This window comes from Chryseobacterium sp. CP-77 (assembly GCF_036362765.1).
In the GTDB taxonomy this organism is placed as follows: Bacteria; Bacteroidota; Bacteroidia; order Flavobacteriales; family Weeksellaceae; genus Chryseobacterium; species Chryseobacterium cupriresistens.
The window spans coordinates 1,347,885-1,373,262 of record NZ_CP143637.1 but is presented as its reverse complement, the minus strand read 5'-3'; the positions used below and the strand labels follow the sequence as shown (position 1 = coordinate 1,373,262).

Below are 25,378 nucleotides of genomic sequence, written 5' to 3'. Positions count from 1 at the left end.
TTGGAAAGTTGCCAATTTCAGATGATAATGGATTTTAATCCGGAAGTTTATATTTTTGTAATGCTATGCATAATCAGCTGAACCAACTTATTTCAAAAAATGTAAAACTCTCAGATTCAGAAAGAGAGCTGTGTAATCGGTATTTCGAACCTGTATTGTATCCAAAAAACAGAATAATTGAGGAAGAAGAAAAAATACCGCAGTACCTGTATTTTGTGGTTTCAGGTTTTGTCCGGCTGTTCCATTACAATGATAAAGGAGATGAGATAACCACCCATATCAACTGTCCTCCCGGTTTCATTACATCGTATACCAACTTTGTCAATCAGAATAAATCTGAAGAAAATCTCGAGTGCATTACCGAATGTGAGCTTTTACGCATTACAAAGGCTGATCTCGATCTGCTTATCCGGCAGAGTCCTGCATTTAAAGATTTCAGTTTTTTGGTATTTCAGCAATCGTTGTCCTACAATGAAAAACGGGCAAAGGACCTTGCAACATTGACCGCTGAAAAGCGTTATTTAAAGTTGATAACGGAAAATCCTGAAATTCTGCACAATGTCCCGATGCAGTATATCGCTTCTTTTTTAGGGATGAATCCAAAAAGTTTGAGCCGTATCCGCAAGCAGATTATTAGGTAACATTTGTGAAGTGATTTTGAATGAGCAAAACTGAAATTTGCACTATCATTTAAAATCAAAAGATATGACAAGCAAAAACTTAGTATTGGTATCAGGTGCGAACGGTCATCTGGGCAATAATCTGGTAAGATTACTAATAAAAGAAGGATTTCATGTAAGGGCATCCGTTCGCAGTATCCAAAATAAAGAATGTTTCAAGGATCTGAACTGTGAAGTAGTTCAGGCTGACATTACGGACAAAGTTTCCTTTGTTAAGGCTCTTCAGGGGGTTCATACATTTTATGCTGTAGGTGCAGCATTTAAATTGTGGGCTAAAGATCCAAAAAAGGAAATCTACGATGTCAATATGAACGGAACCCGAAATACGATTGAAGCTGCTGCAGAAGCGGGCGTGAAAAGAATCGTGTATGTAAGTTCCATTGCAGCTTTGGATTATACTCATCTTCCTGCTAAAGAAAGTAACGGGTATAATCCTGACCGCCGGGATATGTATTATAATTCGAAAAACGATGGCGAAAAACTGGCTTTTCAACTCGCTGAAGAATTAGGAGTAGAACTGGTGTCTGTAATGCCGGGAGCAATGATAGGAGGCGAAGCTTTTCTTCCTTTGAATGTGTCCTATGGTGTACTGAAGTTGATTTTAAATAAACAAATACCAATGGATACCCAAATAACCCTTAATTGGGTAGATGTAAAAGATGTTGCTGAAGGATGTTACCTTGCAGCTCAGAAAGGACGTTCAGGGGAACGGTATATCTTAGCGAATGAAAAATGCATGACTATTACCAACACTACCAGATTGGCTCAAAAGCTTTATCCGGAACTGAAAATCAAAGTGCCGGGTTCTGTTCCTAAATTTATCCTCTATACCATTGCCGGATTCATGGAACTTTCAGCTAAAATAAGTGGAAAACCTCCTGTATTAACCACAAAGGATATTGCCATGTTTTCAGGGCTACAACAGAATTTTGATATTTCCAAAGCCAGAAATGAATTGGGTTTTAATCCTAAAAATCCTGAACAGGCCGTAAGAGAAGCTTTGTCCTATCTGATGGAGCATAAAAATTTACTGTAATCACCAGTCCCGATGAGGTTTACTTTGATTATACCTTCAAATTTTTGTCTTTAATAATACAAGCGAGATAGGGATTAATATTTACATTATTATAGTGTAATATCTACAAGCCAAATTATTTAATCCATCCGTTTATAGATAGTTTTGCAAATAATTCAAAACAATAATAAAATATCTGCAGAACTTACTTTGCGATAGAAATAACAGGATAAATTAAAATAAAAACAATTATGTCACTTAGATTAGGAGATACCGCACCAAATTTTCAGGCCGATTCGTCTGCCGGCAAAATAGATTTCTATAATTACCTTGGGAATTCATGGGGAATTTTATTTTCTCATCCTGCAGATTATACACCTGTATGTACTACGGAGCTGGGAATGACAGCAAAGCTGCAAACTGAGTTTGATAACCGCAATACCAAAGTTCTTGCATTAAGTGTTGATAGGGTAGAAGATCATCAGAATTGGATAAATGACATTAATGAAACCCAAATGACCTGTGTTCAGTTTCCGATCATTGCTGATGATGATCTTGCCATTTCAAAGCTTTATGATTTTATTCACCCAAAAGCATCCACTACAGCAACAGTTCGTTCTTTATTAATCATTGACCCGCATAAAACGATTCGTTTAATGATTACTTATCCGGCATCTACAGGACGGAATTTTGATGAAATAATACGTGTTGGTGGATACTCATACTATAGCCACTCCTGTTAATTGGAAAGCTGGTGATGATGTCATTATTCCTCCCGGTATTTCTACAGAAGATGCAAGAAAATTATATCCGAAAGGTGTTAAAGAAATCAAACCTTATTTAAGATATACGCCGCATCCTGATAAATAAGATGTCCTTCTGAAGGTAACCGGGTTTAAAGAGAATGTAAAAAACACATCTGATAATGAATAAGAAAAAAAATATTTTATTAAGTCTGTTACTCTGTGGATTGGCGGTTTCATGCAAAAAAGCAGAGAATAGAGAGAGCCCGTCAAAGTCTTCTCCTCAAATCATAACAAAAGAACAGCAGGATAAGTTAACAGGTGAAGAGGTTCTGAAAGATTTTATGGAGGGCAATAAAAGATTCCGGGAGGGAACGGTAACGGTAAGAAATCATACAAAACGCACAAGAACGCTTGTAAATGGGCAGTCTCCCAAAGCTGTCGTTATAAGTTGTTCAGATAATCGTGTTCCCGTGGAGGATATTTTTGATCAGGGGCTGGGAGATATTTTTGTTGAAAGTGTGGCAGGAAATTTTGTAGATGAAGATGTATTGGGAAGTACTGAGTATGCCTGTGCGGTAGCGGGTGCCAAACTTATCATGGTAATGGGCCATCAGCATTGTGGAGTGGTAAAAGCAGCAATTGACAATGTCAGGTTTGGTAATATTACAGCAACACTTTACAGAATAAGACCAGCGGTCAATATAAGTCTGAGTTTTACAGGAATGAAAAACTCAAGAAACAATGAATTTGTTAAGTTCGTTTCTGAGAATAATGTAAGAATAGCACTCAGTGAAATACGAAAAAAAAATCCGATCCTTAAGGAAATGGAGGATAATGGAAAGATTAAAATTGTTGGAACATTGTATAGCCCTGCAGATGGAATATTACAGTTGGTAAAATAATTCAGACTGTTAATTTATTTCGAATTCATCCATACTCAAAAATGTCAGGCCTGAGATAAGTTGGTATACAATTAAGTAATATCAGATCCGGAGAAAAAAATCTCCGGATTTTTTATTTCTGGAGTTTCAGTTTTATGACAGTTTGATACGATGATTATTGCTATGGTCACGGTACATTTTGGAAATGGTTTTGATGCAGGAGATAACGGTTTTGAAATTCCTCTATATTATATTCTGATGCTCCTTACTCTATTTTCTTTTGGTGCTGGAAAATACAGCTTGGATCAATTTCTAAAACTCAACAAGATTAAAAATTAATAAGACAAGTCCTGGAAGAAAAGTTAATCAATCGTAGGAGATGAAAAAAAAGCAGGTGTTCTGACACTTGTTTTTTTTTATTGCCGTTTTGATATATGGGTAACTTCTCAGCCTGGTTCGTAATTCTCTGAAAAAAGGATATTTGTTGAAATATAAAAATCAGTTAAATAGGCCCTGGGTTCATTTCATCTAAATATACCATTCCTGGTAAGGTTAGTTCAGTTACAGATTTTTTTGAAAATTAGTCTTAGACTATTTTGAACCCAAAGCACTATTTGGTGTGAAGAAAAATATTTATAATGAGTGATTTTTATAATGTAAATTTAGGAAAATTGTTATCATTGGAAGATGAAAACCAGTAGTTATAAAACTACATGGATGACATTATTTATTGTCTTTCTGTTTGTTTTTCATGTACTTAATGATGAATAAGGCTGTATAATGTAAGCAGTTCATCGTTAGATTTTGTTTCCTGAAAAGACCATGCGATAATTTTTTTCTTATTATCAAAGTTGGTTTATCTTCCGTGACTCTTATCTTTTTTGACAAGATTCTTTCCGTTTCTGAGATTCCTTTTACAAAGAATATGCAATACTTTCGTTTTGATTGCCGTCATTTGTATGAGTCGAAGTAATCGTTTTCCTGCCAATTGTTATTGGTTCTGAGACTCGTCATCAAATAGGAAAAAAGAACAATGGATGCAGTTACAATTGCAATAGTAAGTAAATCGTTCATAGTACCTATTTATACCAGATCAATGGCATATTATATAGTAGGCAAAATTGTTGATTAAACGATTGGAATACAGTTTATTAGTTGTAGTTATTATGCGGCCGGGATGAAAATATATGTGGTGGTTTTGTATATAGATTAAACTACTGCCGAATACTATAATAACATCAGTGATAGTGTATGCTTTTTTGCTTATTAGCACGATTAAAAACTACACGCGTTGCTGTTTATTCTTACGGTCTTATTTTTTTGTTAATTATCGAATTATGTAGTTTTACAGATTGTTAATACTTAAACAATTGATTTTTTTAATTACATTTTGTGTAATGGATAATCTTCTTACGATAGACCTTTTTAACCTAAGATCATGTCATTTTTTTTCAGTTTACCAACACGAATAAAAACTACATACATTACGGATTATTCTTACGGTATTAATTTTCAGTGGATTGTAACACCTCCTAATTTTGCAAATGATAATAGTTACACAATAGCGGTATTTTAATGACACGTTGCGCAATAGATGATCTGCTTAAAATAAATGTATTGGGGGCTATATTAAATAATCAGTGTCAATAAATAAGTATAAAAAATGAAAACAAAAACAAATGTCTTTTTAGACTTCGATAATACACAATTTGATGGCCATCTTCATAATACTATGATGAGATATACAAATAAGTATCAAGACAATGATATTCCTGGATTGACAAAAGGGCAGTTAATGGACGAGCTTATGGGTAAAGCCCCCATTACACCAAGTTCTAAGTGGGCGGTACAGACTGCATTGATGAATGCTAGAAATGATGCTAAAGAAACAAATGAAAAACTTAAAGCAGAAGGAAAACCTGCAAAACCTGAACACACATTTGATTTTTTTGAAGGACAGAGCCTGAATAAACTTGTTAAAGAACGTAAAGAGCAAGGTGTTGATGTTGCTATATTAACAGCCTCTATGTTTCCGGGTGCAATTAAGGCAATAAATGAAATAAAGGGCTTAACTCAGTTAAACGATATTCCAATGATTGTTGTTCCTATCGCTAGTGGTGGGACTGTCAAGGAAAATAAGCTTAAAATGGCTCAGGATAAGAATAAAGAAATACAAAAATATGAAAGAGCACAAAGAGCAAGTATTGAAGGGTTGATTGATGTTAAAAATATTTTTGTTGATGACAGTAAGGAAAATATTGAAGTATTTACCAAAAGTAGAAATCCGAATAGTACCGGGATGTTAGCAACGAAAGGGCTTAATAAGGAACTTATGGAAAAACTTAACAATGCGATAGAAAAAGCGCTTGAGCAGCAAGCGGCGATATCTAAGCAACGTAATAAGGAAAACGCATCATATGTACAAGATGATATATATGCAAATGTGAATCAAGATATATATGCAAATGCAAGTCAATTTAAATCGAGTAAAAATGATCTTTCAAAGTTTACAGAAACACAGAATGCACCTGCGCTACCACCAAGACTTTCTCCTAAATCAGCACCAAAACTTCCTCCTAAAACTCTTAAAGCCGAGGCTAACGTTGCTCCTGCGCTTCCTCCTAAATCACCAAAACTGCGTTAAAAGCACAAGTGAAAATGTACTATAGATCAGGTACTTCTGGATTTAAAAATAGTATTTCTATATGATCATTAATTTGTTGCATACTCAAAGGATTCACAGCAGGACGGTAAAAAGCCTGATGGATAGAGACGATGAAGTTGTATGCCGCTGTTTGATCTGAGGTTTTATAATTGTTAAGACATTTAGTATTCATCAATATAGGTTGGGTATGAGCAGGCTGATAAAAATTGTATCCGGTTTGTAATTGGCCTGCCATCCTTTATGATCAGAACAGATTTTCCATAAGTGAATTTTTTGTAATGATAAAGATTTTTTTCGATTAAAATAAACACAAAATTATATGGAATATAAGACTCCAAAAACATTAGAAAGGACTCCTTTAGTCTTTGGTTATCCCGTTATCACCGCTATGATCGTTGTTATATGTCTGATGTTGTTCCTTTTTATTGTATTTAAAAAGGTACTGGTATCATTAGTGTTTTTAGTAATTCCTATCCTCTATTTATACATCATAAAAAAGTACCCCAGGAAAGGGGAGTTTAAAGAATTTTTTTTTGATTTTAAGATGGGAGTACAATGCATCAGATTTGATGAGAAATTAGAAAATCTGATCAGTAACAATTCAAAGGATAATAGAGAATCAAAAAAAAGTAACTGAATCAGTCTGAACTATCAGAAGAGTTTTGACAGACTGATATAATTCTGCAGGATGATGGTAAAAAACAGGGAACTATTTTTCAGCAGATATTCGGGTTACAGATAAAAATAAACAAACAAAATTAAAATTTAGTTTTAAAATAGAGCAGAAATGAAAAATTTGAAATTTAATAAAAGGAGCCTGATCGCATTGTTATTACCAATGAGTAGTTTATTATACTCCCAGGGAGGCGGCGGTGCTGGAGCAATTGATGCAAAAATTAATGGATGGACAAACACTCTTAAAACTTCATTGAATGCAGGTGTGGCAGCTTTTGCTGTGGTGGGTGCTTTCCTGATCTTTGTTCAGTACATGCAGGGTAACGAACAGGCCCAAAAGAATTTTGTCCGTTTTGTGATAGGGTTAGCTATTTTTGGCTTGGTTGATGTCATTACTCATGTATTCATCTAGCATATAGCACTTTTCAACCGGTATTAGATTTAAGCTATACGCTATTTAATATAGCTTAAATCTAATTGGCACTCCTTACTTCTGCAGGAATTGAATAGGTAACGCATACACTTATTCAATACTATCCCTTTTACAATTTTTCTGAAATTTTGTTTGTGGCTGATATTCTAATCTTATGCCCATTAAGAACGTATTTACTTAAACTATGGAATTTAAATCATTTGTTGAACCTTCAAATACTGAAGAAGAAAGGTTGAAGTCCGCTTCAGCAGAAGTTGGAAAAAATGCAGTGCCTGTTGGATTTCAATTATTTAATACCGAGGCTTTGTCGTGTGTGAAATGTAAAAGCGGGCAGAATGTTAAGGTGGCTAATATTGCTCCTCTGTCAGAGAATAACGATGAAAATCAGTATCCCTTATGTGAAAATTGCAGAAAAGCTTCTTTTAAAGTTAAAATATTCAGATAAAATGCTTCTCTTTTATCTCTATCATCATTTATCAATATTAAAATACCAATGGATTTAAAAAAATTACGTGAAATTCCTTCTACTTACTCTTTAGTTAAAAAAGCATTATTTCTTAGCTTTTCTATTACAATTATAGCTATTATTTCCAGCTCGGTCTGGGCTGTTTACGTGAGTAAAGTTTTTACTAAAAAGATCTATGTAATTACTGAAAAGGGACAGGCTGCCATTGCAAACTCTATGAATAATGATCAGGACTACGAAAATTACAGACTGCCTGAGATCAAGAACCAGATTAAAGTGTTTCACAGGTTATTTTTTGGATACGATCAGTTCAGTTATGATAAAAATATCAATGAGGCCCTCTATCTGATTGGAAACTCAGGAAAGCAATTGTATTTATCTCTTAAGGCCAACGGGCATTTTGCGAGGATACAATCGCAGAACCTGGTTCAAAAACTGGAAATAGATTCTATAAAAGTTAACGATAAAGAATATCCTTATCATGCATCTGTTTATGGAAAGCTCAGCGTCTCCAGAGTTGATCAGAATGTGAGTACAAAAAATCTGTTTTATTCATCATTCGATTTATATAATGTAGCAAGAACTGAAAATAATCCTCATGGTTTACTTATAGAAAATTATTTATTCAAAAGTAAAGGCCTTGAAAATGCTTCCGTTAACGATGGTGGCAATGGGGTAAAGACGGAGGCCGCTGATAATGAAGAAGATTCCCAATAGGAAGAGGATCAGTGATACACTTTTGTATTATAAAATCTTTGGATTGATAAGTATTGATGATAATCTGGAATTTCAGCAACGGGATTCTGTTATAATTTGTATGTAATGAAAAACGATAAATATTCTTTAGATATATTAATTATATTTTCCTTTCTAGTAAGTATACTGTTTATTTTAGTAGATATTTATTATTCGAAATATATATATATAGTTGAGAAAGGACTGGGCAACGAATATATCAATATATTCATTATAAAGCTATTTAAAACTTTCCCGCTTATTAAGAATCCTTTATTATTACGAACAGTAAGTCTGGCCATTGTTTCCTTTTGTAGTTTTGGGTTTGAAGTAAAGAGAGAAGTGGGAGAAAATTCTTCTTTTATGAAGAATATTATCATAGTAGGATCATCTCTTATCATTTTCTTAAGTATATCGGTTGTGAAGATTGAAATAATCTCTTATACCATCATATCTTTTGTTTCTTACATTGTTTATATCGTTGGTTTTTTAAAATTCAGAAAATACTTCAATTTTTATGATAAGAAGGATGAGTTTAATGATAAAAATCAAATCTTTGAACAAGAGAAAGTCGTTAAGAAAAATCCTTATTCTGTAAATTTTAAAACAGAAAACGGGGTAATTAATGTGGTGAATCCTTTCAGAGCCACGATGGTTCTCGGAACTCCGGGATCAGGAAAGTCTTACTCTGTAGTTGAAGAATATATACGACAGCATATTCAGAAGCAATTTTCGATGATGGTGTATGATTTCAAATTTCCTGCACTGGCCAAAGAAACATTTGCTTTTTATGAATATTACAAAGAACAATATAAAATTGAACCGCGGTTTTGTGTGGTTTCTTTGGATGATCTGGAGAAATCTAATTTTGTGAATCCTCTGGATCCTCAATTGATCAGAAAAGCAGCAGATGCCATCGAAGCATCACAAACCATCCTGTTTAATCTGAATAAAGAATGGATTACGGAAAAAGATTTCTTTGCACAATCAGCGATTTCGTATTTCGCGGCCTGTATTTATTTCCTGAGAATTTATGAAGACGGGAAATTCTGTACGCTGCCTCATGCCATATCTTTAGCTTCGCTGCCGGATGAAAAAGTATTCAAAGTTTTTGGTCAGTACTCAGAACTGAGATTCTTTATGACTCCCTTTGCAGATGCTTTAGCCAAGCAGGCTTACGAGCAGCTTTCTGGTCAGACAGCGTCTGCGAGGATACCGCTGTCTCAGTTGGCAACCAAGGAATTATTCTGGGTAATGGGTAATAATGTTTTTCCTGAAGAGAATATTTCATTAAGTATCAACAATCCGGAAAGTCCATGCATATTAATTATTGCTAATTCACCAAGTACCCAGACAACCAATTCTCCTGCTTTAGGGCTTGTGGTTACCCAGCTTCTGAAAGAAATTAATCAGCAGGGAAGACAACCTTGTTCCGTGATCCTGGATGAGCTTCCCACCATGTACTTTATGGGATTGGATAACCTGATTGCTACTGCGAGATCCAACAAAGTTTCAACAACCATAGGAATGCAGGATCTTGAACAGCTGAAGCGTGATTATGGTGATAAAGTAGCTGAAACAATATTTAATATCGTAGGTAATATTTTTAGTGGTTCAGTACGAAGTGAAACGGCAAGCAAGCTTCAGGAAATATTCGGAAAGAAAAAGCAAAAATTAAAAAATGTAACCATTGATACGAATAATTCATATTCTATTAATGAGAATTTAGAATATGCCATTCCCGTATCTGCGATATCCCAGCTTTCTCAGGGAGAATTTGTAGGAGTGGTTGCTGATAATTTCGGAGAAGAAATTAACCGGAAGATTTTCAGAGGAAAAATAAAAGTAGAGAAGCGTACAGATCAGATAAAGAATAAGATACCAACCATTATAGAAGGAGAAATGATCAATGAAGTTCTCAATGGGAATTTTGAAAGAATTGTAAAAGAGGTTGATATTCTTATTGAAAACGAATTGTATAGAATTTCCCAGGAGGAAAATGCTGATATGGGTGGTGAACTGTCGTCACAAGTGGAAACACAAGAGAATTGATTTTTTTAACTGAGAAAACATACAATGATGATAACACCTTATGTATACATTACTTAGTAAAAAGAATAGGATACTTCCTGTGTGTTTTATCTTTTTTATAGTATTTCCTTACCAGAGATTAAAATCACAAAAGATGATTCCGCCTGTTGAATCCTATCATAAAACTGTTTCATCGCATTATGGGTACAGAAAGCATCCTGTTGACGGAGTATTTAAAAAGCATCATGGAGTTGACTTTTCCGTACCTCAGGGAACTGCTGTATTTTCTACCTATTACGGGATCGTTTTAAGTTCAATGTACGAAAGAGGATATGGCAATACCATCTTAATAGATAACGAGGGAGGCTTCAGAACCCGATATGGACATTTAATGACCCTGTTTGTTGGGAAGGGTGAATTGGTAAAGCCCGGACAGTTGATAGGGTTAAGTGGAAATACAGGACATTCCACTGGTCCCCATCTCCATTACGAAATAATAATTGAAGGTAAAAAAATTAACCCTTTATTATTTCTGAATATCATGTGTAATAATAGTTTATAAAAATATGTTTGCAAATCTTGACAAGAAAAAAAAGATCATTATTGGGGTTGTTTTTGTGGCTGCATTAGGTACTCTTACTTTGATGATGAGCCTGATCCTGTTCCCAAAAATAAAGGAGTCTGATGATAAGTTGATTGTAACTCCTAATGTAGATGAGAAACAGCTTGAAGAAAAATCAAAATTAGAAATTTATAATCAGGATGAAAGAGATCTAAAAAAGTACTTTTCAAAAGACGGAAAGTATGGTATAGATACAGAACTGCCTGAAGATGAAAAATTATTGCAGGAACAGTTTCAGAATTTTAGCGGCAAAACGGAAGAAAATGATTATGCCAAAAGGCAGGAAAGCTATATGAAAGCTTTATCCAACATCTCTTCACCGGGAAGAAGCTACTCTTCCGGTTCCGGGTATAGCTCAGGATATGGCTCCGACTATGCATCTGGTTCTGAAAACAGCCTTAACAAAATATTTGCGCTGCAGGATAAGATCCGTGCAGGATTAACGGAAGGGGCTGCCTCCCGTAATGCTCTGGATTCCGGTGATATTCCCAAAAACAGGGAAAGTAAAAAGGAGCTGGTTAAAAACGATGTTCGGGATCAAAAGAATTTTTTCCAGGGAACAACAGCCGGAAATAACAAGAAAATTTTACAGCTGATTCCTTCAGAAACTATAGAGCAGAAGAGGATATTAGATAAAAATATCATTCCTATAAGAATAAAAGAAGATATGAGGCTTACAGATGTCCCGGGCGGACTGCTAATTCCAAAGAATTCAATTATCTATGGAAGAATATCCTTAGGGGAAGACCGGATTAATATTGATATTGAAAGCTATAAAAAAGATAATGTTCTGTACCAGTTAAACTTTAGCGTTTATGACTATGACGGAAGACAGGGTATTCAGGTGAATAATCATTCGTGGCTTAAAATCCCTTCAACAGTATCGAAAGATGTTTTTGATTATGCCATTCAAAGAGGAACCAATGCCGGCGGTTCTATTTTAGGTGGTGGTACCAATACCGGGATAGATTTAAAGGAGGCTAAAAACCTGGCCATTTTATCAGCAGGAAAAGAAATAAGCAAAGAAGTTTTTGAGAAAAGGAGAGTGTTCTTACCTAAAAAATACCAGTTATGGATCAATATAAGATCCTCAAATAATGGCTCTGGTTTTAATTAGAGTGTTCTTATTGTAGAAGTAAAATACAAATTATTTCCTAAGATTATGAAAGATATAGATATCAAAAAGGCTTTTAACATATTAGCGGTAGACAATGATTTGTTAATTAGTAAAAAAGGAGATGTCGGCTTAGTGTATAAAGTGATGCTCCCTCAGATATATTCGCTTGATAGTGACCAGATTGAGCAGATCAGTGTTATTTTTGACAAAGTAATCAGATCTTTACCCGCCGGAACAATATTGCAGAAACAGGATTTCTTTTTTGTAGACGCTATCAAAGAGCAGGTATCGGACAGCCCTAATTTTTTATCAGCAAGTGATAACAGGTTTTTCCATGAAAAGCCAACAATGAGCCACGAGTGTTATCTCACCATCATAAAGGACTCCAAAAGTAAAGTAAGCATACTTAATAATTCCAGCCAGTATAATAAATATTTAGATGGAATAGATGATTTTATCAAGGCTGTAGAATCAAGTCTCTCATTTTTAACAAAAGAAGGTTTTTTTGCAGTAGAAAGGTTGAATAATAATCAGATTATAGCGCTGTTAGGGAAATATTTGTCTCTTTCGAAAGAAGGAGAGACCAATCTGAGGGACATGTTTTTTGATAAGAACTTACAGGTAGGAAATAAATTCGCAGAACTGTATACTATCTCTTCCAATAATCAGCTACCTATTACCATTAACAGTACCATCAAAAGTATTGAATATTCTACCCCAAAAACCGATTTCAGAATTCCTTTTATACAGCCGGTATCTACAGGGCTGGATGTAAACCATATCTACAACCAGGTGATTTTTATTGAAGATTCCGAAAAAGTTTTTTCTTCCCTGAAGACCAAAATGAATCAGTTTAAAAGTATGGCGATCCTTTCGAGAGAAAATCAGGTTACTTATTCTCAGGTGGAAGATCTTGTAGAAGATGTATTGGAAAGAGAACTTACGTTTGTTTATCAGCATTTCAGTGTAATCGTCTGGAATGTTTCGCAAAAGAAACTGGAACATGATGTAAACTTACTGGAAAACGCCTTCAGAGATCTGGGAATTACACCTTATCAGGTGAAGTATGCGCTCAATGAATTATATATGAACAATTGTCCAGGAGCGCCAGCCTATATTTCGGAGAATCATAAATTTATCGGGATATCCGAGCAAACTTCCTCATTGCTGAATTTTGAATCCTATTACGAAAGCAATAAAGATGGAATTCTTTTCTGTGACCGTAAAAACGGATCTCCGTTACGTCTTGACTTATGGGACGAGCCCGTTAAAAAAGGAATCATCGTGAACCGAAACAGATTGATTTTCGGACCTTCCGGAACCGGAAAATCATTTTTGATCAATCACATTGCGAGTCAGTATTATGAGCAGGGCCACCATATCGTGATGATAGATATCGGAAACTCCTATAAAAAGTTATGTGAACTGGTGGAAGGTGTTTACTTTACCTATGACTTAAACTCACCTTTACAGTTTAATCCTTTCTATTACTATGATGAAGATGAAATTAATATAGATAAGAAAACGTTTCTCCTGTCACTGATCTTTTTCTTATGGAAAGGAGAAGAGGGAGCTTCAAGAGAAGAAAAACAGATATTGTCCACCTATCTGGATCTTTATTACGAGCATGTCGTTAAAAATGATGTTTTTCCTAGTATGTCTACTTTCTATGAGTTTATCTCAGAAAATTCGGCTGTTGAAGAAGAATCAACTTATTTTGACAAGGTCAGCTTTAAACTCTCACTTAGAGATTTTTACGACGGACATTATAAAGATATACTTAATGCAGAAGAACCAGCCAATCTGATTCACGAGCGTTTTATTGTATTTGAAATGGACAATATCAAAGATCACCCGACATTGTTCCCTTTAGTTACCATGTTGTGTATTAATCTGGTGATGACTAAGATACAAAAGATCCCGGGAGTAAAGAAATCAATATTTATAGACGAGTGCTGGAAGCCTATTTCCAAAGGAGAGATGGCAGAATTTATCAAGTATTTGTACAAGACCGTTCGTAAATTTTATGGAGAAGTAGCCATTGCAACCCAGGATCTGGAAGATATCCTGGATACAGCTGCCGGACCTGCCATGGTGAATAATACAGATACCCTGATTATGCTTTCCCATAAAAAGAAAATGGCATCCAAAGATAAGTTTTCCAAATATTTGTCACTGAGTGAATCTGATCTTCAAAAGCTTTATTCTACAGATAAAGGTGAGGTGTATGTTAAAGTAGGAAGTATGTCTAATGTATATAAAGTAAAAGTATCTCCCGAAAGATATGCCTGTTATTCTTCCAATGCTGATGAAAACAAAGTAATCCGCGGAATATACGAAGCCAAAGGAAACATGTCGGTGGCTATTAATGATTTTATTGATTTAAATTCTCAAAAGAAATGAAAAAACACGTTATATTATTTATTCTATTTTTTATATGTTCTCAGGTCTCTTTTGCCCAGGAAATACTGGAACCTTTATCTCAGCGCCAGGCCATTGACGTTTCAGATGTGAAAACCACACACATTATTTTTGATGAAAAAATAAAATATGTGGATGTGGGATCTGCTTATTTCGTTGCAGATACCATTGGGAATATGCTCAAATTAAAGCATACCGGTGAAGAGTTGGAAGACTTAAAGAGCCGGCAGGCGAACCTTACCGTGATTAATGGTAAAGGAAGCTATTATTCTATTGATATGGAATATAACAGAAATCCGGATATCACAACGTATAAAGCGATTGAAACCATTACCACAATAGATTATTTTGCAAAGGAAAATATTTACAAAATTGAAAAGGAAGAAAGGACAGCACAGGATCTTCAGGAATTGTGTATGCTTTCTGAAAGTGCGCCTTCCACAGTAAAAATTAAAGATACTCAAGATGGATTGAACCTTACTTTAAACGGAATCTATTACAGGAACTTTCAGAATAAAATTGTCTTACGCGTAGAAATTTATAATACGTCTAAAATCACGTTGGATATAGACCAGATTCTTTTCAGATCAAAACTTAAGAGAAATAATGCTGCGAAGAAAGATTATGTCTATCAGGAAAGAATACTGACGCCTGTAAAATCCTGTGGAGAGCAGCGAAATATTAAACTGGGGGAAACAAGGGTTCTTACCTTCATCTTTGACAAATTCACATTGAATGAAGATGAGATACTGAGCCTGGAAGTAGGAGAGCATGCCGGTGGCAGAAGCGTCAATATCCGTATTCCCAGAAAGAAACTTCTATTTCCCGAGTATATATAAAGATATTTAACGTATTCAGTTATGAAATACCTGATTCTGCTATTGCTGTTTTTTTCATTACAGTATAAAGGACAGTTGCCATACATTGATCCCATAGGTCTGGGGGTAAGGTATTTAGAAAATAATGCCACTGATGACTATGAAAAAGCGACCAAAAAAAGCCGGGATGAACTGCTTAAAATTGAGGCCATCAATGAAGTCGAAAATGCGGCCAGGACTACCATTTCTAAAAAAGACCTCATCAACTTTTCTAAGTACTCCAAGGTTTGCAATCCTTATTTTAATCCCATTAAGAAAAGCAAGTGCAGAAAGAAACTGGCATATATTAAAGCTGCGAACAGCATATTGGAAGATGCCTTTATAGCTGGAGAGGGATAAAGATCAACCGCGGAAACAGGGAAAAGCTGGATGCAGGATTTATGAGTACTTTAAATTTTCTGATTCAGGAGCTGGAAGAGATGAAATATGAAGCAGAACAAAGTAATTTATTCTACAGGTTAGGCCTGATACCCAAATAATATCAAATATTTACACCTATATCATAAATTTTAACAACACAGTATTATGAGAGTATTAACCATTTTGTGTTTTTTTACATTTCAGCTGTTTTCAGCTCAGTTTGTACATTTTGCTATCCATTTGAATAATACCGATTCAGATACAAGGAAAAAGCTTAAAGAAATTGCTGGACATACCGCGGCAAGAGCTATACAGCTAAAGCTGCAAAATAATTACCTGGAAGAAATGATTAAGAATGATGAAGAATTTTTAGAAAGGAATTATAAAAAGTCAGCTCAATTTGATAAACAAAATAGTACGATTAAATCTGTAAAGACCGGAATTTTAGGGATAGGACCTGTACTATTGAACCAGTTTAAAACACTTCCTTATATAACCAATGTTAAGAAAGATTATTTACAATCGTTAGCATTAAATAAAGCTGCGCTTCTTTCTATCCAGAATGTGGATGCCTCAAAAATAAAGGCCGCCGAAAGACAGGAAATTTACAGAATCCGGGATCAGTTGGTAAGAGTATATTCTAAAAATGACAAGGAAGTTATTGGAGTGATGGCTTTGCCTGCTTTGGTACTTCTGGTACAAAGTCATCCGGATCTTATCAAATTCATCAAGAAGCTTGAGATTATATTCTAGTTTTTATCAAATATAAATTTATTTCAATATGTACAGGTTTCTGATAGTACTGTTATTATTTGCTTCAATAAGAGCTTATTCTCAGCCTTTTGCCAATAATCCTATTGGTCCGATTTCAGACGTCCCGTCTAATATTGGCTCAGTTGGGATTATTATAGAAAAATATGCTTTGAAGGGAAGGGAAGAAACAACAGAGAAAAGAACTGAAGATTTTTTAAAAGAGTATAGAAAAAGACTTCCATATTATGTTGGTATTACCTGGCTGTTTACGGTAAATAGTATTATCAATAATGTCCAGGACAGATCCCTAAAACTCAGACAGGATAATGAAAAGCTTTCTTTCCTGTATTATTCAAAAAAGAAAGAAAATAAGGTGTATCTGCAGTCAGCAGACAGCCAGATTGAGAATATGTCTGCCAATTTCTTAAATGGTGAAAAAGCGGTCATTTTGGGAGAAAAATTTAACCTGTATGAAGACCTGAGAACATCGTTGTCTGCGATTAACCGGCAGCTTGATAGGGTAGAAGATAATATCAAGGAGAGTACGTTGAAGAGGAAAATAGTCCGGCAGTTTACTAAATAGTTAATCTAAATTTTTAAGTCATGAATATACTGTATATTAATTTCAAATCATTCAGTGGTAAGGTATTTCTCGTAGGGGTATTCTTATTATCTGTATTTCCCAAAGCTCAGCTTGTGACGATTGATATCCCTGTACCCTGGGCTGCTAATGATGTTCTGTCAAAGAAGTATTACAAAGATATGGCCTCAGCCCACAGAAAGCTAAATTTGATATATGCCGTAGGAAAAACGGGTATTCTGAAAAGAACAAAAGATATTTATATAGAACCTAATCAGGAACTTACCCGGATATCATCTGGTTTAACTTCAAAGAAAGACGATATACTGAAATTTTTATCCGGAACAAGTTATGATTATATAAAGGATAAATATCCGATCGTGGCAGTTTCCCCGCTTTCAAGTGGTAAACTTTCCAATGGTTTGATAAGAAGAAGATTCAAGAAGAAATTTGATGCCGAGAAAAAAAATATTACCAATTATCTGGATACCAGCAACTATATTCCCGAAGGAGAAAGACTGCGTTTCATTCAGCAGGCCTTAGATAAAGTAATAAGAGTAACACTGGAAGATGAAACATATTAAACCAATATCCGCATTGCTGCTTCTTTTTAGCATTGGTTTTTTTAATGCACAGACATATGCCTTTGATATTAAGGATAAAACCGTTGCTATAACCAAAACGGGAATTATTGCAGGATTAGCAGCAGAAATTATTTTAAAAGATCAACAGAATGAGTTGTTTGAAAAGCTCATCAAGCTGGAAAAAGAGATTGATGACAAAAAGAGCATCAAAAGCGTACAAAGCCTTGCGCTTGCTGCTGCTTCTATCGCTACGATTGAAACAACCAAAACAGATATAAAAGATCTCAGAAAGGTGATCAGTATCATCAAATACAATCCGTTATTTATTAAACATTCCCTCGGAAAGAAATCTGAAGAACTGGCCATTGAAAACAGATATTTAGAGGAAGCTGAAAGTGACTATAAAGGATATCTGGCATCAGGACTTCTCTCCGGAGGTTTAGGGCAGTTTTATACTGTTTTTGGAAAACTTTTAACAAGGATTTTGAAAATCAGAGCCACTGTTTTGTCTATAAAGAAAGACCTCCAATCCCTGTCGGTAATCAATAAGGTCTTAATTAAATAATTTCTAATAAGATTAGCAAAATATAAAAATCAGTGATGATTAAAAATATAAAGTAAATGACAATAAATCAAGTTCTAAATGACTATAGGAAAATTCTTAAAACCAATTTTGACCTATTTATTACTGAGTCGAGACCGTATGTACTTCTCATAGCCGTTACATTTACCTTTGTTTATGTTGGGTATAAAGTAATGAAAGCCATGTCGGATCCGGATGAAAAGATTGGACGGGAAACGCTTTTAAGACCCATTCTTACTCTCATGGTGATTACATTATACATTCCTTTGGTCAAATTATTATTATTTGATACCGTGGATATTTTATCAGATATAGTAAAACATGGGGCTTATAAAGTGACAGGGCGTAGTCCTGCTGAGTTTGAAAACCTCTTTCAAAAGGGAATATCACATGTGCAGTCAAAAGGAGCAGATGGAAATGGGGTGTATGATGTATTGCAGGTCAATCCTTTTTTAGAATTTTTCCATATTCTTGTTTATCTTGTTGCTTCTTGTGTTGGAGCCTATATATTATTGAGACAATTACTGATGATATTTGTCTATTATGTTTTAGGAATTTTTGTTTTACCGTTTTCACTTATTATATCTAATGAAAGAATTCTGAAGACATGGTTCTTTGGTTTCCTTTCTATCCTGCTGTGGGAGCCCATATTAACGATTTTGAAAGTGATGATTGTTCTTTTACCTATTGGAAGTACAGAATTTACTAATGTTCTCCTTTCTGTTGCTCTTCAGCTTGTAATGATATTTATGATATTAAAAGTTCCGCAATTCGCGAATCTTCTGGTAGATCCTGAATCTGGTAATAAATTTAGTAATAAGGCAGGTTCCGTTTTGAGAGGTTTACCAGGCAAAGTCTTTGGTAAATAAAAGGGAAAATATAAATCTGAAAGAAATGTATTTAGTTTTAATTGAAAGGTCAACGCATGATCCATTATATACAATCCAAAAGCACCACTGAGATGACAGAGAACGTTTTTAAAAATAATTCCAGCGAGCTAATATATTCACTGATCCAAACAAGGCTTTCAAAAAACCAGATGGATTGGATGAAAACGGTGATGCTATTTGAAAATGAAACTCTTTTCTTTCAGAACTTCAGACGGATTTCCCAGGTAATTCCATCCGTTTCACCAGAATGGAGTCCATCTGAAAAAATTACCCTTGAGCAGCTTTATCCGGGCCTTACCTCCGGCCGTTGGAACCTTCAGCAATTCTGCCAATGTTTATTGATGGTTTGTGTTCCTGAAGATCAGAATATAGCTATAGTAAAAAAGCTTACGCAGTCAGCAGATATCAGTGAACTGATTAGTATATACAAAGGAATTTTCTTCCTTGAAAATGCGTATGAGTTTGTACCACTCGTTGAAGAGGGCATCAGGACCAATATTACTTCTGTTTTTGATGCTATAGCTCTCTTAAATCCTTTTGCCGCCAGATACCTGTCTCAGCAATCCTGGAATCAGTTGGTTCTTAAAGCATTGTTGATGGGGCGCCCGCTTTACCAGATCATCAATCTGGATCTGCGTAAAAACGAACAGCTGGCTTTCATCACCACCGGATATATTCACGAAAGATGGTCTGAGAGAAAAACAGTATCCCCGGAGATATGGCGGTTGATGGAAGGATTTGTCAATAGAGAGATTACCTCAGATCTGCTGAAAGTGATCGAATCCGGTGATTCACTGTCAAAACACGCAGCCATCATTGTACTCAGAGAAAGTGCTTCCAACACGTGCAACAATATATTAAGACCTATAAATACCACTTTATGGAACTATATCGGAGAACAATATTACATCCAGAATAAAGAACTATAAAGATACGGATCAATCCAAATTCTTATCTGTTTTGCACAAGGCTTAAGCAGTAAAATTCCGGAAAAATTTGAGTGTTCAAAGCTCAAATTTTTCCGGAATAACTTTTCAATTATTCGGTCTGTAAGATACATTCCTTACATTTTCACTTTCTCCAAGGTTTGGAAAGATAAATTATTACAGACATTATAATGTATTTCGTCTCATTCCCATATTTTTACTGATGCTTTGCGTTTCCTGCTGTACTTTGGGCTTTGAAGCTTGAGCATGTTGTTTTATATCAGGATTAAGTCTGTTTAATGGCTTAGTAAACATTGCTAGTCTGGATTCATCAGTATGTGTTGCAGATTTTCTACGATTACCGGTGCCTACGTTCTTTGCATTAGTATCAAAAGGTAGTTTTTGGTCACGGACCATTCTATTCTCTATACCATTTCCTGTTGTATTTTCTGTTTTCCTTTCCGGGCCGCCTGTTAATCTTTCAATATCCTGTTTCAAATTATCCTCAATACCATTCTTTTTATCATGCTGTTTAATCTCCTCCTTATCCTTGGATAACTTTTCTTCCATTAATTCCCGGACAATCTCACGAAGTATTTCAGCCTTTGTTTCAGTATTCTCTTGAGTATAACTTTTATCTGATTTTGAATTATTAAAACTGTGCGTTATTTTCGTACCTATAGCGATGCTGCCGGCTATTGCAGAAATGGCCATGACAGCTATTCCTAATGGTGGAAAAAATAATCCAAGTGCAAATCCTGCAGCCAGTCCAATCGCAGAATATTTTAAGGATTTCTTAATGAAAGAAGCGTTTTTGGAGACAGAATTGAGGAAGCCTCTTCGTTTCCGGGACTCTTCTGTTGGTGGGATATCCTTTTTTTCGTTTTCATTTTTTAAATCAGTATTCTCATTCAAATTTTTCTGTTGCGCATGAGCATGGGCTTCTTTTTCCAGACGTTTGTGTAATTCTTCGGCTTCTCTTTGAGGCATGTTATATATATTAAAGTTGTAAAAAACTGATTGTTGTTTTTATTGAATAACTGTAAAAGTTTACAACGTATTCATGACATGTAAGACCTAAATCCTAAGTATACTTGTATTATAATAGCGTTGTAAACTTTACCTAACAGTTAATTAATATCTCAGATCGCTTCCGTTTTTACTTTAAAGGCTGGTATGATGCGTCTTAGTATTAGGCTTTTCTTGTTTTATTTCCTTTTGCTGCTGCTGTTTTAGCGTTTCAGAAGCGAGAACCGCCTTTGGATCTGCCTTCACAGTAGGAGTGGTATAAGCTGATATATCATTTGATCGGCTAAGTGGAATATTTACCTTTTTTTCAAAAATCTCAGCCTCAACCAGTGCATCCTGTGCATTCTTTATAAAATCGGGACTTGGCAAAACAGAAAAGCCTTGATTAAGATGGGAGGCCATAGTTAAAGCAATCGCTTTATAAGCTGCCTGAGTAGGATGGGCCCCATCCGATGTCGCTACAAATCCAAGATTATTAGCGGTAACATTATCTAATAATTTTCTGAAAGTACTGTTATCTCTGTTCTGCCCTCCTTTATTGAGTCCGTCATTCAATATAGAACCAACTGTATCATATAATCCTGTGTTGGAGATGTTTACATTATCATCTAGCTGTTTGACAAGATTCTCAGAAAATACCTTGTCAAGTTCTCCGCGAAGTTTCGCAATATCTGCCTGATGTTTTTCGGGTCTGATTTGCTGGTAATACTTTGTTACAAATTCGATCTGACTCGGATATGTTCCGGTAGCCATTAATGCATTTTTAACAGCCTTTATGCTTTCAAGCTTTTCAGCAGATTTGTGACCTTCAGCCATTTTCTTAATGATTAAATCACCAACTTCCCTGTGAAGTCTAATCTCATTATCACTTTTATGTGCTTTATCCAGAAGCGGCTGGATTTCATTAAATATTTCATTACCTCCTTTATCCTTATATATTTCTTTAAATTCTTTCAGGGTATTCGCAAGTGAAGTATCCATATTGTCCTCCGGCTTGTTGAATTGTACTTTTCTTCCGCGGTGCTGTGCTGCTTTTATGAGACGTAAATTATACAAGTTGGTTTTAAGTGCTTCATACATATCAACCACCATCGTATCATCATATTTATTGGGAAATGCTTCTTTGAGATGCTTGTTAAACTCCAAAGTAGCTTCCTGTGCCTTATCTACTGTTGCACGTAATTTAGGGTCTTTATCTGCATGGGTGTAACGCACAGCTTCTTCAGGAGCAGGATTATTAACCACCATAAAATAGGCTTTGCCACCGTCCTTAGCAACGCGAGCTCGAATTTCATCAGTCATACCTTTGATCTGATCAACGATTGCCTTCATTTTCGAAGCGTCTTTACCATCGGTAACAGTATCGTTCAGACCAATCCAGACGATATGCAACGTATTTTTAGCTTTAGACGTCTCATTGTCCAATTCTTTGAAATATTTTTCTTTTTGCTCCAGTATAGTTGTCAGTGCTAATTTGTGTGCCAGTTTTTCCCTTTCATTCACTACTGCACCGCCTACTGCATAGTTGACGAATGATAATCTGTTATCAGGGCTCCCATGATTTGACTCTTTCAGGGACATATGTTTCGCCGTTAAGGCATCAGCTTGTTTCTTATCCTTACCATCTATCAAACTCTCACCACCAGACCATTCCCACATGTAGTCAGCCCAGTTTTTTGTGTCGCTGAAACGTCCCACCGCATTTACACGCATCGCACCGGCAGCCCTTGCTACCATACCCATAATGGTATTTTTTTTAATACCGAAGTCAGACATACTGTCTCCTAAAATTACTATTCGATCTATCATAATTAAGAAAATTAAATTACCGGATAGGTATTTCTATCCTATGTGTTTCTGTATACACAAATTTATTTTTTTGAGGGAAGAGGCCCATATATTTTATGTCCATTTAAACCTACATATTTGTAGTTATAAATTAAAGGAATTGACAAAGTTAATAGGGTTGTAAAGCAATAAAATTGTATCTGTTGACATCAACTCAAAAATTAGAATAATGGGTAAGAAATAGAGTAGGGAAACCGGAAATGTCGAGTCTGAAAAAATTAAACTTTTCTAGGGAGAGATGAAGAAGAAAAAGGAACAAAAAGCTGGCCTTTCACAAGGACTTACAAAAAATACTGTTTATATCGTAAGCTTGCCTTCTAAACTAGAGCTTTGGCAAACATTATTATTGATGCTTTGTAGTGAATTAAGTTTTGCAAACCTCTTGAATTATTACCTTATTATAAGCAAGATTTAGTTATTGTTAAATTAAAAAAGATGAACAAAACTGCTCATCCTTTTTTGCAATGTACTATTTATAAAGTTCGGATTATATCCTGTCGTATCGTATATGATATTAATAGGTAAGTGATCCTTTTATGTTCGAAATGTTGGTTGCATCATAATGCGAATGGATATAATTGGCATTTTTATACATCACGTCAGAGCTGCTTTCTACATGTGTAGCTCCTAAATTATGGCCACATTCATGTGCTAAGGTAGTACTATAATCATCACAGACTATCAATGATGAACGTTTACGACCACTATTTTGAATACTGCCACTATATCTATATTGGTTTACCCATGCGAGGCCTAAAGTACCTAATCCCCATGTAGAAGAATCCCATGTACTTTCATATAAAGCAACCCGAACTACTTTTCCCGGGCTATGAGGTTTTGTAGTTTCAATCCAATTTGTAAGTTTATTTAATTGTTCACTTGCACTATATACTTTAGAAAATGCATTGTTATAATTCAATTCATCTTCTACAGATAATGGGAAATCTGGATTATTAGGACGTCCTGGATATTGGGTAACATTCGGCAAGATTTTTTCAAATCCTAAATCTACTGATTTAAGTGAGGTTAAGAGAGCTGCGTAAGATGAATCAAAATCAAAGCCACTTTCAATAAATGCGATCTCAATATTGTACGAACGCAAAGACCCTGAATTTTTGCTATATGATTTTTCAGAAGGGGGAAAGGGAAAAGAATTTACATTACATTTTCCATAATTTTTACCTGAACCTTTTTTCTGTAAGGTAGCTGTTACATTAATTAAGGAATAATAGTTTGACTTTTCCACTGCTATCTCATAGCGTTTATCATCATCTACAGGTTTTTTATTCGCTTCGTGTAATAAATGACCACCGTCTAATCCTTTTTTCTGAGCCAAAGCCAGAAACTGTTTTCTGTGATTAGGATTGATTCCCAGATTTCCTTTTTGCAAACCAATATTGAGGTCTTGATTACCCTTCAGTCTATAATCCTGATTCTGATCCGTATAAAATAAATCAAAACCATTTTTACCAACAATCATAATGGCTTTTTCTTTATTTTGTCCCCTTGTATTCACTGTTCCTATGAACGTTCTCATTTTTCCAAAAAGAGTTGCTTTGTTGCTTATAAGTTCAAAATTGAGTTTTGTACCATCATTCTTGATAAGGGCGAACTTTCTTACTTCTCCTTCTTTTTCAATAGGCTTTGCAAACTCTGGTATTAATGGTAATTCTGAAATTTTGTACATACTGCCATTATTGGTTACGACACCTTTGTTAGCAGAAGAACTTGTTTCAAGGTTTTCATTGTGACATGAAACAAATAGAGTGGCAACAAAAGCCATTGAAATCATAATTTTTTTCATAATATAATTCTTTAACTGGTGACAAAATTAGCTGCTTAATGATGGAATAAAAAAAGATAGTCGTAAAGATTAAACTACTCTTATGAAGACATTAATGGGCAGGATTGTCATGTTTTTTAGTGAATTGAATATAGGGATATGTTGGTACGGGATAAAAAAGAAAGATGGGCAGAACGCCCATCTTTCATTGTACACTTACATACTAATAATACACTATATCCTTAAAAAGTTTTCCGGCTTATTCCGACTTCAATACCATAAGGCTTAAATGATGAAATTTAGTATTATGAATAATGCAATAGTATTAAAAATCGGAAATTGACCATGTGGATATATTTTTTATACTTAAAGAAGTCCTTCTAACTTTTATTTACTTTGAGTATTAACAGTAAAGTATACATAAACAATTTAATGTTTGACAAAGCTATTGAAATAGCTTAGGAATAAGAAATATAAATTGTAGATATTAAACCACATCAATGCAGTTATAAATAGCCTTACAAGTAGTTTTGATTTTGGGTAGAATAAAAAAGATGGGCTCAATGAGCCCATCTTAATCCTGTATCATCGTAAAAATACAGGCAGCTAAATAGAATGAATGCCTATTTGAAACCTTACATCCAGGTTATAGATTAGTATATTTTTATCATTTTGTC

24 protein-coding genes and 1 pseudogene are annotated in these 25,378 nt (G+C 34.9%); 21 read left to right on the top strand and 4 right to left on the bottom strand.

Going from position 1 to position 25,378, the window contains the following annotated elements; translation table 11 throughout:
- The first annotated feature begins 65 nt into the window (after positions 1-65).
- From V0410_RS06130 to V0410_RS06115, 4 genes and pseudogenes are all read left to right on the top strand, one after another.
- A complete protein-coding gene (locus V0410_RS06130) occupies positions 66-641 on the top strand; it encodes a Crp/Fnr family transcriptional regulator (protein ID WP_227944124.1) in 576 nt (191 codons plus the stop codon).
- Positions 642-705: 64 nt separating this feature from the next.
- A complete protein-coding gene (locus V0410_RS06125; protein WP_330746747.1) occupies positions 706-1,716 on the top strand; it encodes an NAD-dependent epimerase/dehydratase family protein in 1,011 nt (336 codons plus the stop codon).
- A gap of 230 nt (positions 1,717-1,946) precedes the next feature.
- Positions 1,947-2,565 (top strand): annotated as a pseudogene (locus tag V0410_RS06120) (peroxiredoxin).
- A 55-nt stretch (positions 2,566-2,620) separates the two neighbouring features.
- Positions 2,621-3,343 (top strand): carbonic anhydrase family protein, encoded by a 723-nt coding sequence (locus tag V0410_RS06115; protein ID WP_330746746.1) that lies wholly within the window; start codon positions 2,621-2,623, stop codon positions 3,341-3,343.
- A gap of 930 nt (positions 3,344-4,273) precedes the next feature.
- On the opposite strand, the gene V0410_RS06110 is transcribed toward V0410_RS06115, so the two are convergent.
- Positions 4,274-4,396 carry a hypothetical protein gene (locus tag V0410_RS06110; protein ID WP_330746745.1) on the bottom strand — a complete coding sequence of 41 codons (123 nt, stop codon included), beginning with the start codon at positions 4,394-4,396 and terminating at the stop codon, positions 4,274-4,276.
- Between the two features lie 589 nt (positions 4,397-4,985).
- Here V0410_RS06110 and V0410_RS06105 point away from each other — a divergent pair.
- From V0410_RS06105 to V0410_RS06030, 16 genes are all read left to right on the top strand, one after another.
- On the top strand, positions 4,986-5,966 hold the full coding sequence (locus V0410_RS06105; protein WP_330746744.1) for a hypothetical protein: 981 nt from the start codon (positions 4,986-4,988) through the stop codon (positions 5,964-5,966).
- An 808-nt stretch (positions 5,967-6,774) separates the two neighbouring features.
- Positions 6,775-7,074 carry a hypothetical protein gene (locus tag V0410_RS06100; RefSeq protein WP_330746743.1) on the top strand — a complete coding sequence of 100 codons (300 nt, stop codon included), beginning with the start codon at positions 6,775-6,777 and terminating at the stop codon, positions 7,072-7,074.
- 205 nt (positions 7,075-7,279) lie between these two features.
- Positions 7,280-7,540 (top strand): hypothetical protein, encoded by a 261-nt coding sequence (locus V0410_RS06095; RefSeq protein ID WP_330746742.1) that lies wholly within the window; start codon positions 7,280-7,282, stop codon positions 7,538-7,540.
- 48 nt (positions 7,541-7,588) lie between these two features.
- A complete protein-coding gene (locus tag V0410_RS06090; protein WP_330746741.1) occupies positions 7,589-8,278 on the top strand; it encodes a hypothetical protein in 690 nt (229 codons plus the stop codon).
- Between the two features lie 381 nt (positions 8,279-8,659).
- Positions 8,660-10,348 carry a type IV secretory system conjugative DNA transfer family protein gene (locus V0410_RS06085; protein WP_330746740.1) on the top strand — a complete coding sequence of 563 codons (1,689 nt, stop codon included), beginning with the start codon at positions 8,660-8,662 and terminating at the stop codon, positions 10,346-10,348.
- 133 nt (positions 10,349-10,481) lie between these two features.
- Positions 10,482-10,889, top strand: coding sequence for a M23 family metallopeptidase (locus V0410_RS06080; protein ID WP_330746739.1), 408 nt, complete (start codon positions 10,482-10,484; stop codon positions 10,887-10,889).
- 4 nt (positions 10,890-10,893) lie between these two features.
- Positions 10,894-12,066: a conjugative transposon protein TraM gene (gene traM / locus V0410_RS06075; protein WP_330746738.1), complete on the top strand. Its 1,173-nt coding sequence runs from the start codon at positions 10,894-10,896 to the stop codon at positions 12,064-12,066.
- A 45-nt stretch (positions 12,067-12,111) separates the two neighbouring features.
- Positions 12,112-14,469 carry a TraG family conjugative transposon ATPase gene (locus V0410_RS06070; protein ID WP_330746737.1) on the top strand — a complete coding sequence of 786 codons (2,358 nt, stop codon included), beginning with the start codon at positions 12,112-12,114 and terminating at the stop codon, positions 14,467-14,469.
- Positions 14,466-15,326 carry a DUF4138 domain-containing protein gene (locus V0410_RS06065; protein WP_330746735.1) on the top strand — a complete coding sequence of 287 codons (861 nt, stop codon included), beginning with the start codon at positions 14,466-14,468 and terminating at the stop codon, positions 15,324-15,326. Before V0410_RS06070 ends, V0410_RS06065 begins: the two co-directional genes overlap by 4 nt.
- A gap of 21 nt (positions 15,327-15,347) precedes the next feature.
- Positions 15,348-15,704 (top strand): hypothetical protein, encoded by a 357-nt coding sequence (locus tag V0410_RS06060; protein ID WP_330746734.1) that lies wholly within the window; start codon positions 15,348-15,350, stop codon positions 15,702-15,704.
- Positions 15,705-15,890: 186 nt separating this feature from the next.
- The gene (locus V0410_RS06055; RefSeq protein WP_330746733.1) at positions 15,891-16,478 is read left to right on the top strand and encodes a hypothetical protein; all 588 of its coding nucleotides are present in this window, start codon (positions 15,891-15,893) and stop codon (positions 16,476-16,478) included.
- A 28-nt stretch (positions 16,479-16,506) separates the two neighbouring features.
- Positions 16,507-17,061 carry a hypothetical protein gene (locus V0410_RS06050; RefSeq protein ID WP_330746732.1) on the top strand — a complete coding sequence of 185 codons (555 nt, stop codon included), beginning with the start codon at positions 16,507-16,509 and terminating at the stop codon, positions 17,059-17,061.
- Between the two features lie 20 nt (positions 17,062-17,081).
- A complete protein-coding gene (locus V0410_RS06045; protein WP_330746731.1) occupies positions 17,082-17,642 on the top strand; it encodes a hypothetical protein in 561 nt (186 codons plus the stop codon).
- Positions 17,629-18,207 (top strand): hypothetical protein, encoded by a 579-nt coding sequence (locus V0410_RS06040; RefSeq protein WP_330746730.1) that lies wholly within the window; start codon positions 17,629-17,631, stop codon positions 18,205-18,207. Before V0410_RS06045 ends, V0410_RS06040 begins: the two co-directional genes overlap by 14 nt.
- 56 nt (positions 18,208-18,263) lie before the next feature.
- Positions 18,264-19,094, top strand: a complete 831-nt coding sequence (locus tag V0410_RS06035) for a hypothetical protein (RefSeq protein ID WP_330746729.1) — start codon at positions 18,264-18,266, stop codon at positions 19,092-19,094.
- Positions 19,095-19,186: 92 nt separating this feature from the next.
- Complete coding sequence (locus V0410_RS06030; RefSeq protein ID WP_330746728.1) at positions 19,187-20,044, top strand: EboA domain-containing protein; 858 nt, start codon at positions 19,187-19,189, stop codon at positions 20,042-20,044.
- A gap of 183 nt (positions 20,045-20,227) precedes the next feature.
- On the opposite strand, the gene V0410_RS06025 is transcribed toward V0410_RS06030, so the two are convergent.
- Both V0410_RS06025 and V0410_RS06020 read right to left on the bottom strand, forming a co-directional pair.
- Positions 20,228-21,031, bottom strand: a complete 804-nt coding sequence (locus V0410_RS06025; protein ID WP_330746727.1) for a hypothetical protein — start codon at positions 21,029-21,031, stop codon at positions 20,228-20,230.
- A 174-nt stretch (positions 21,032-21,205) separates the two neighbouring features.
- The gene (locus V0410_RS06020) at positions 21,206-22,879 is read right to left on the bottom strand and encodes an SGNH/GDSL hydrolase family protein (protein WP_330746726.1); all 1,674 of its coding nucleotides are present in this window, start codon (positions 22,877-22,879) and stop codon (positions 21,206-21,208) included.
- Positions 22,880-23,156: 277 nt separating this feature from the next.
- Here V0410_RS06020 and V0410_RS06015 point away from each other — a divergent pair, with 277 nt between their 5' ends.
- The gene (locus V0410_RS06015) at positions 23,157-23,333 is read left to right on the top strand and encodes a hypothetical protein (protein ID WP_330746725.1); all 177 of its coding nucleotides are present in this window, start codon (positions 23,157-23,159) and stop codon (positions 23,331-23,333) included.
- 99 nt (positions 23,334-23,432) lie between these two features.
- On the opposite strand, the gene V0410_RS06010 is transcribed toward V0410_RS06015, so the two are convergent.
- Positions 23,433-24,722 (bottom strand): reprolysin-like metallopeptidase, encoded by a 1,290-nt coding sequence (locus tag V0410_RS06010; protein ID WP_330746724.1) that lies wholly within the window; start codon positions 24,720-24,722, stop codon positions 23,433-23,435.
- Positions 24,723-25,378 lie beyond the last annotated feature (656 nt).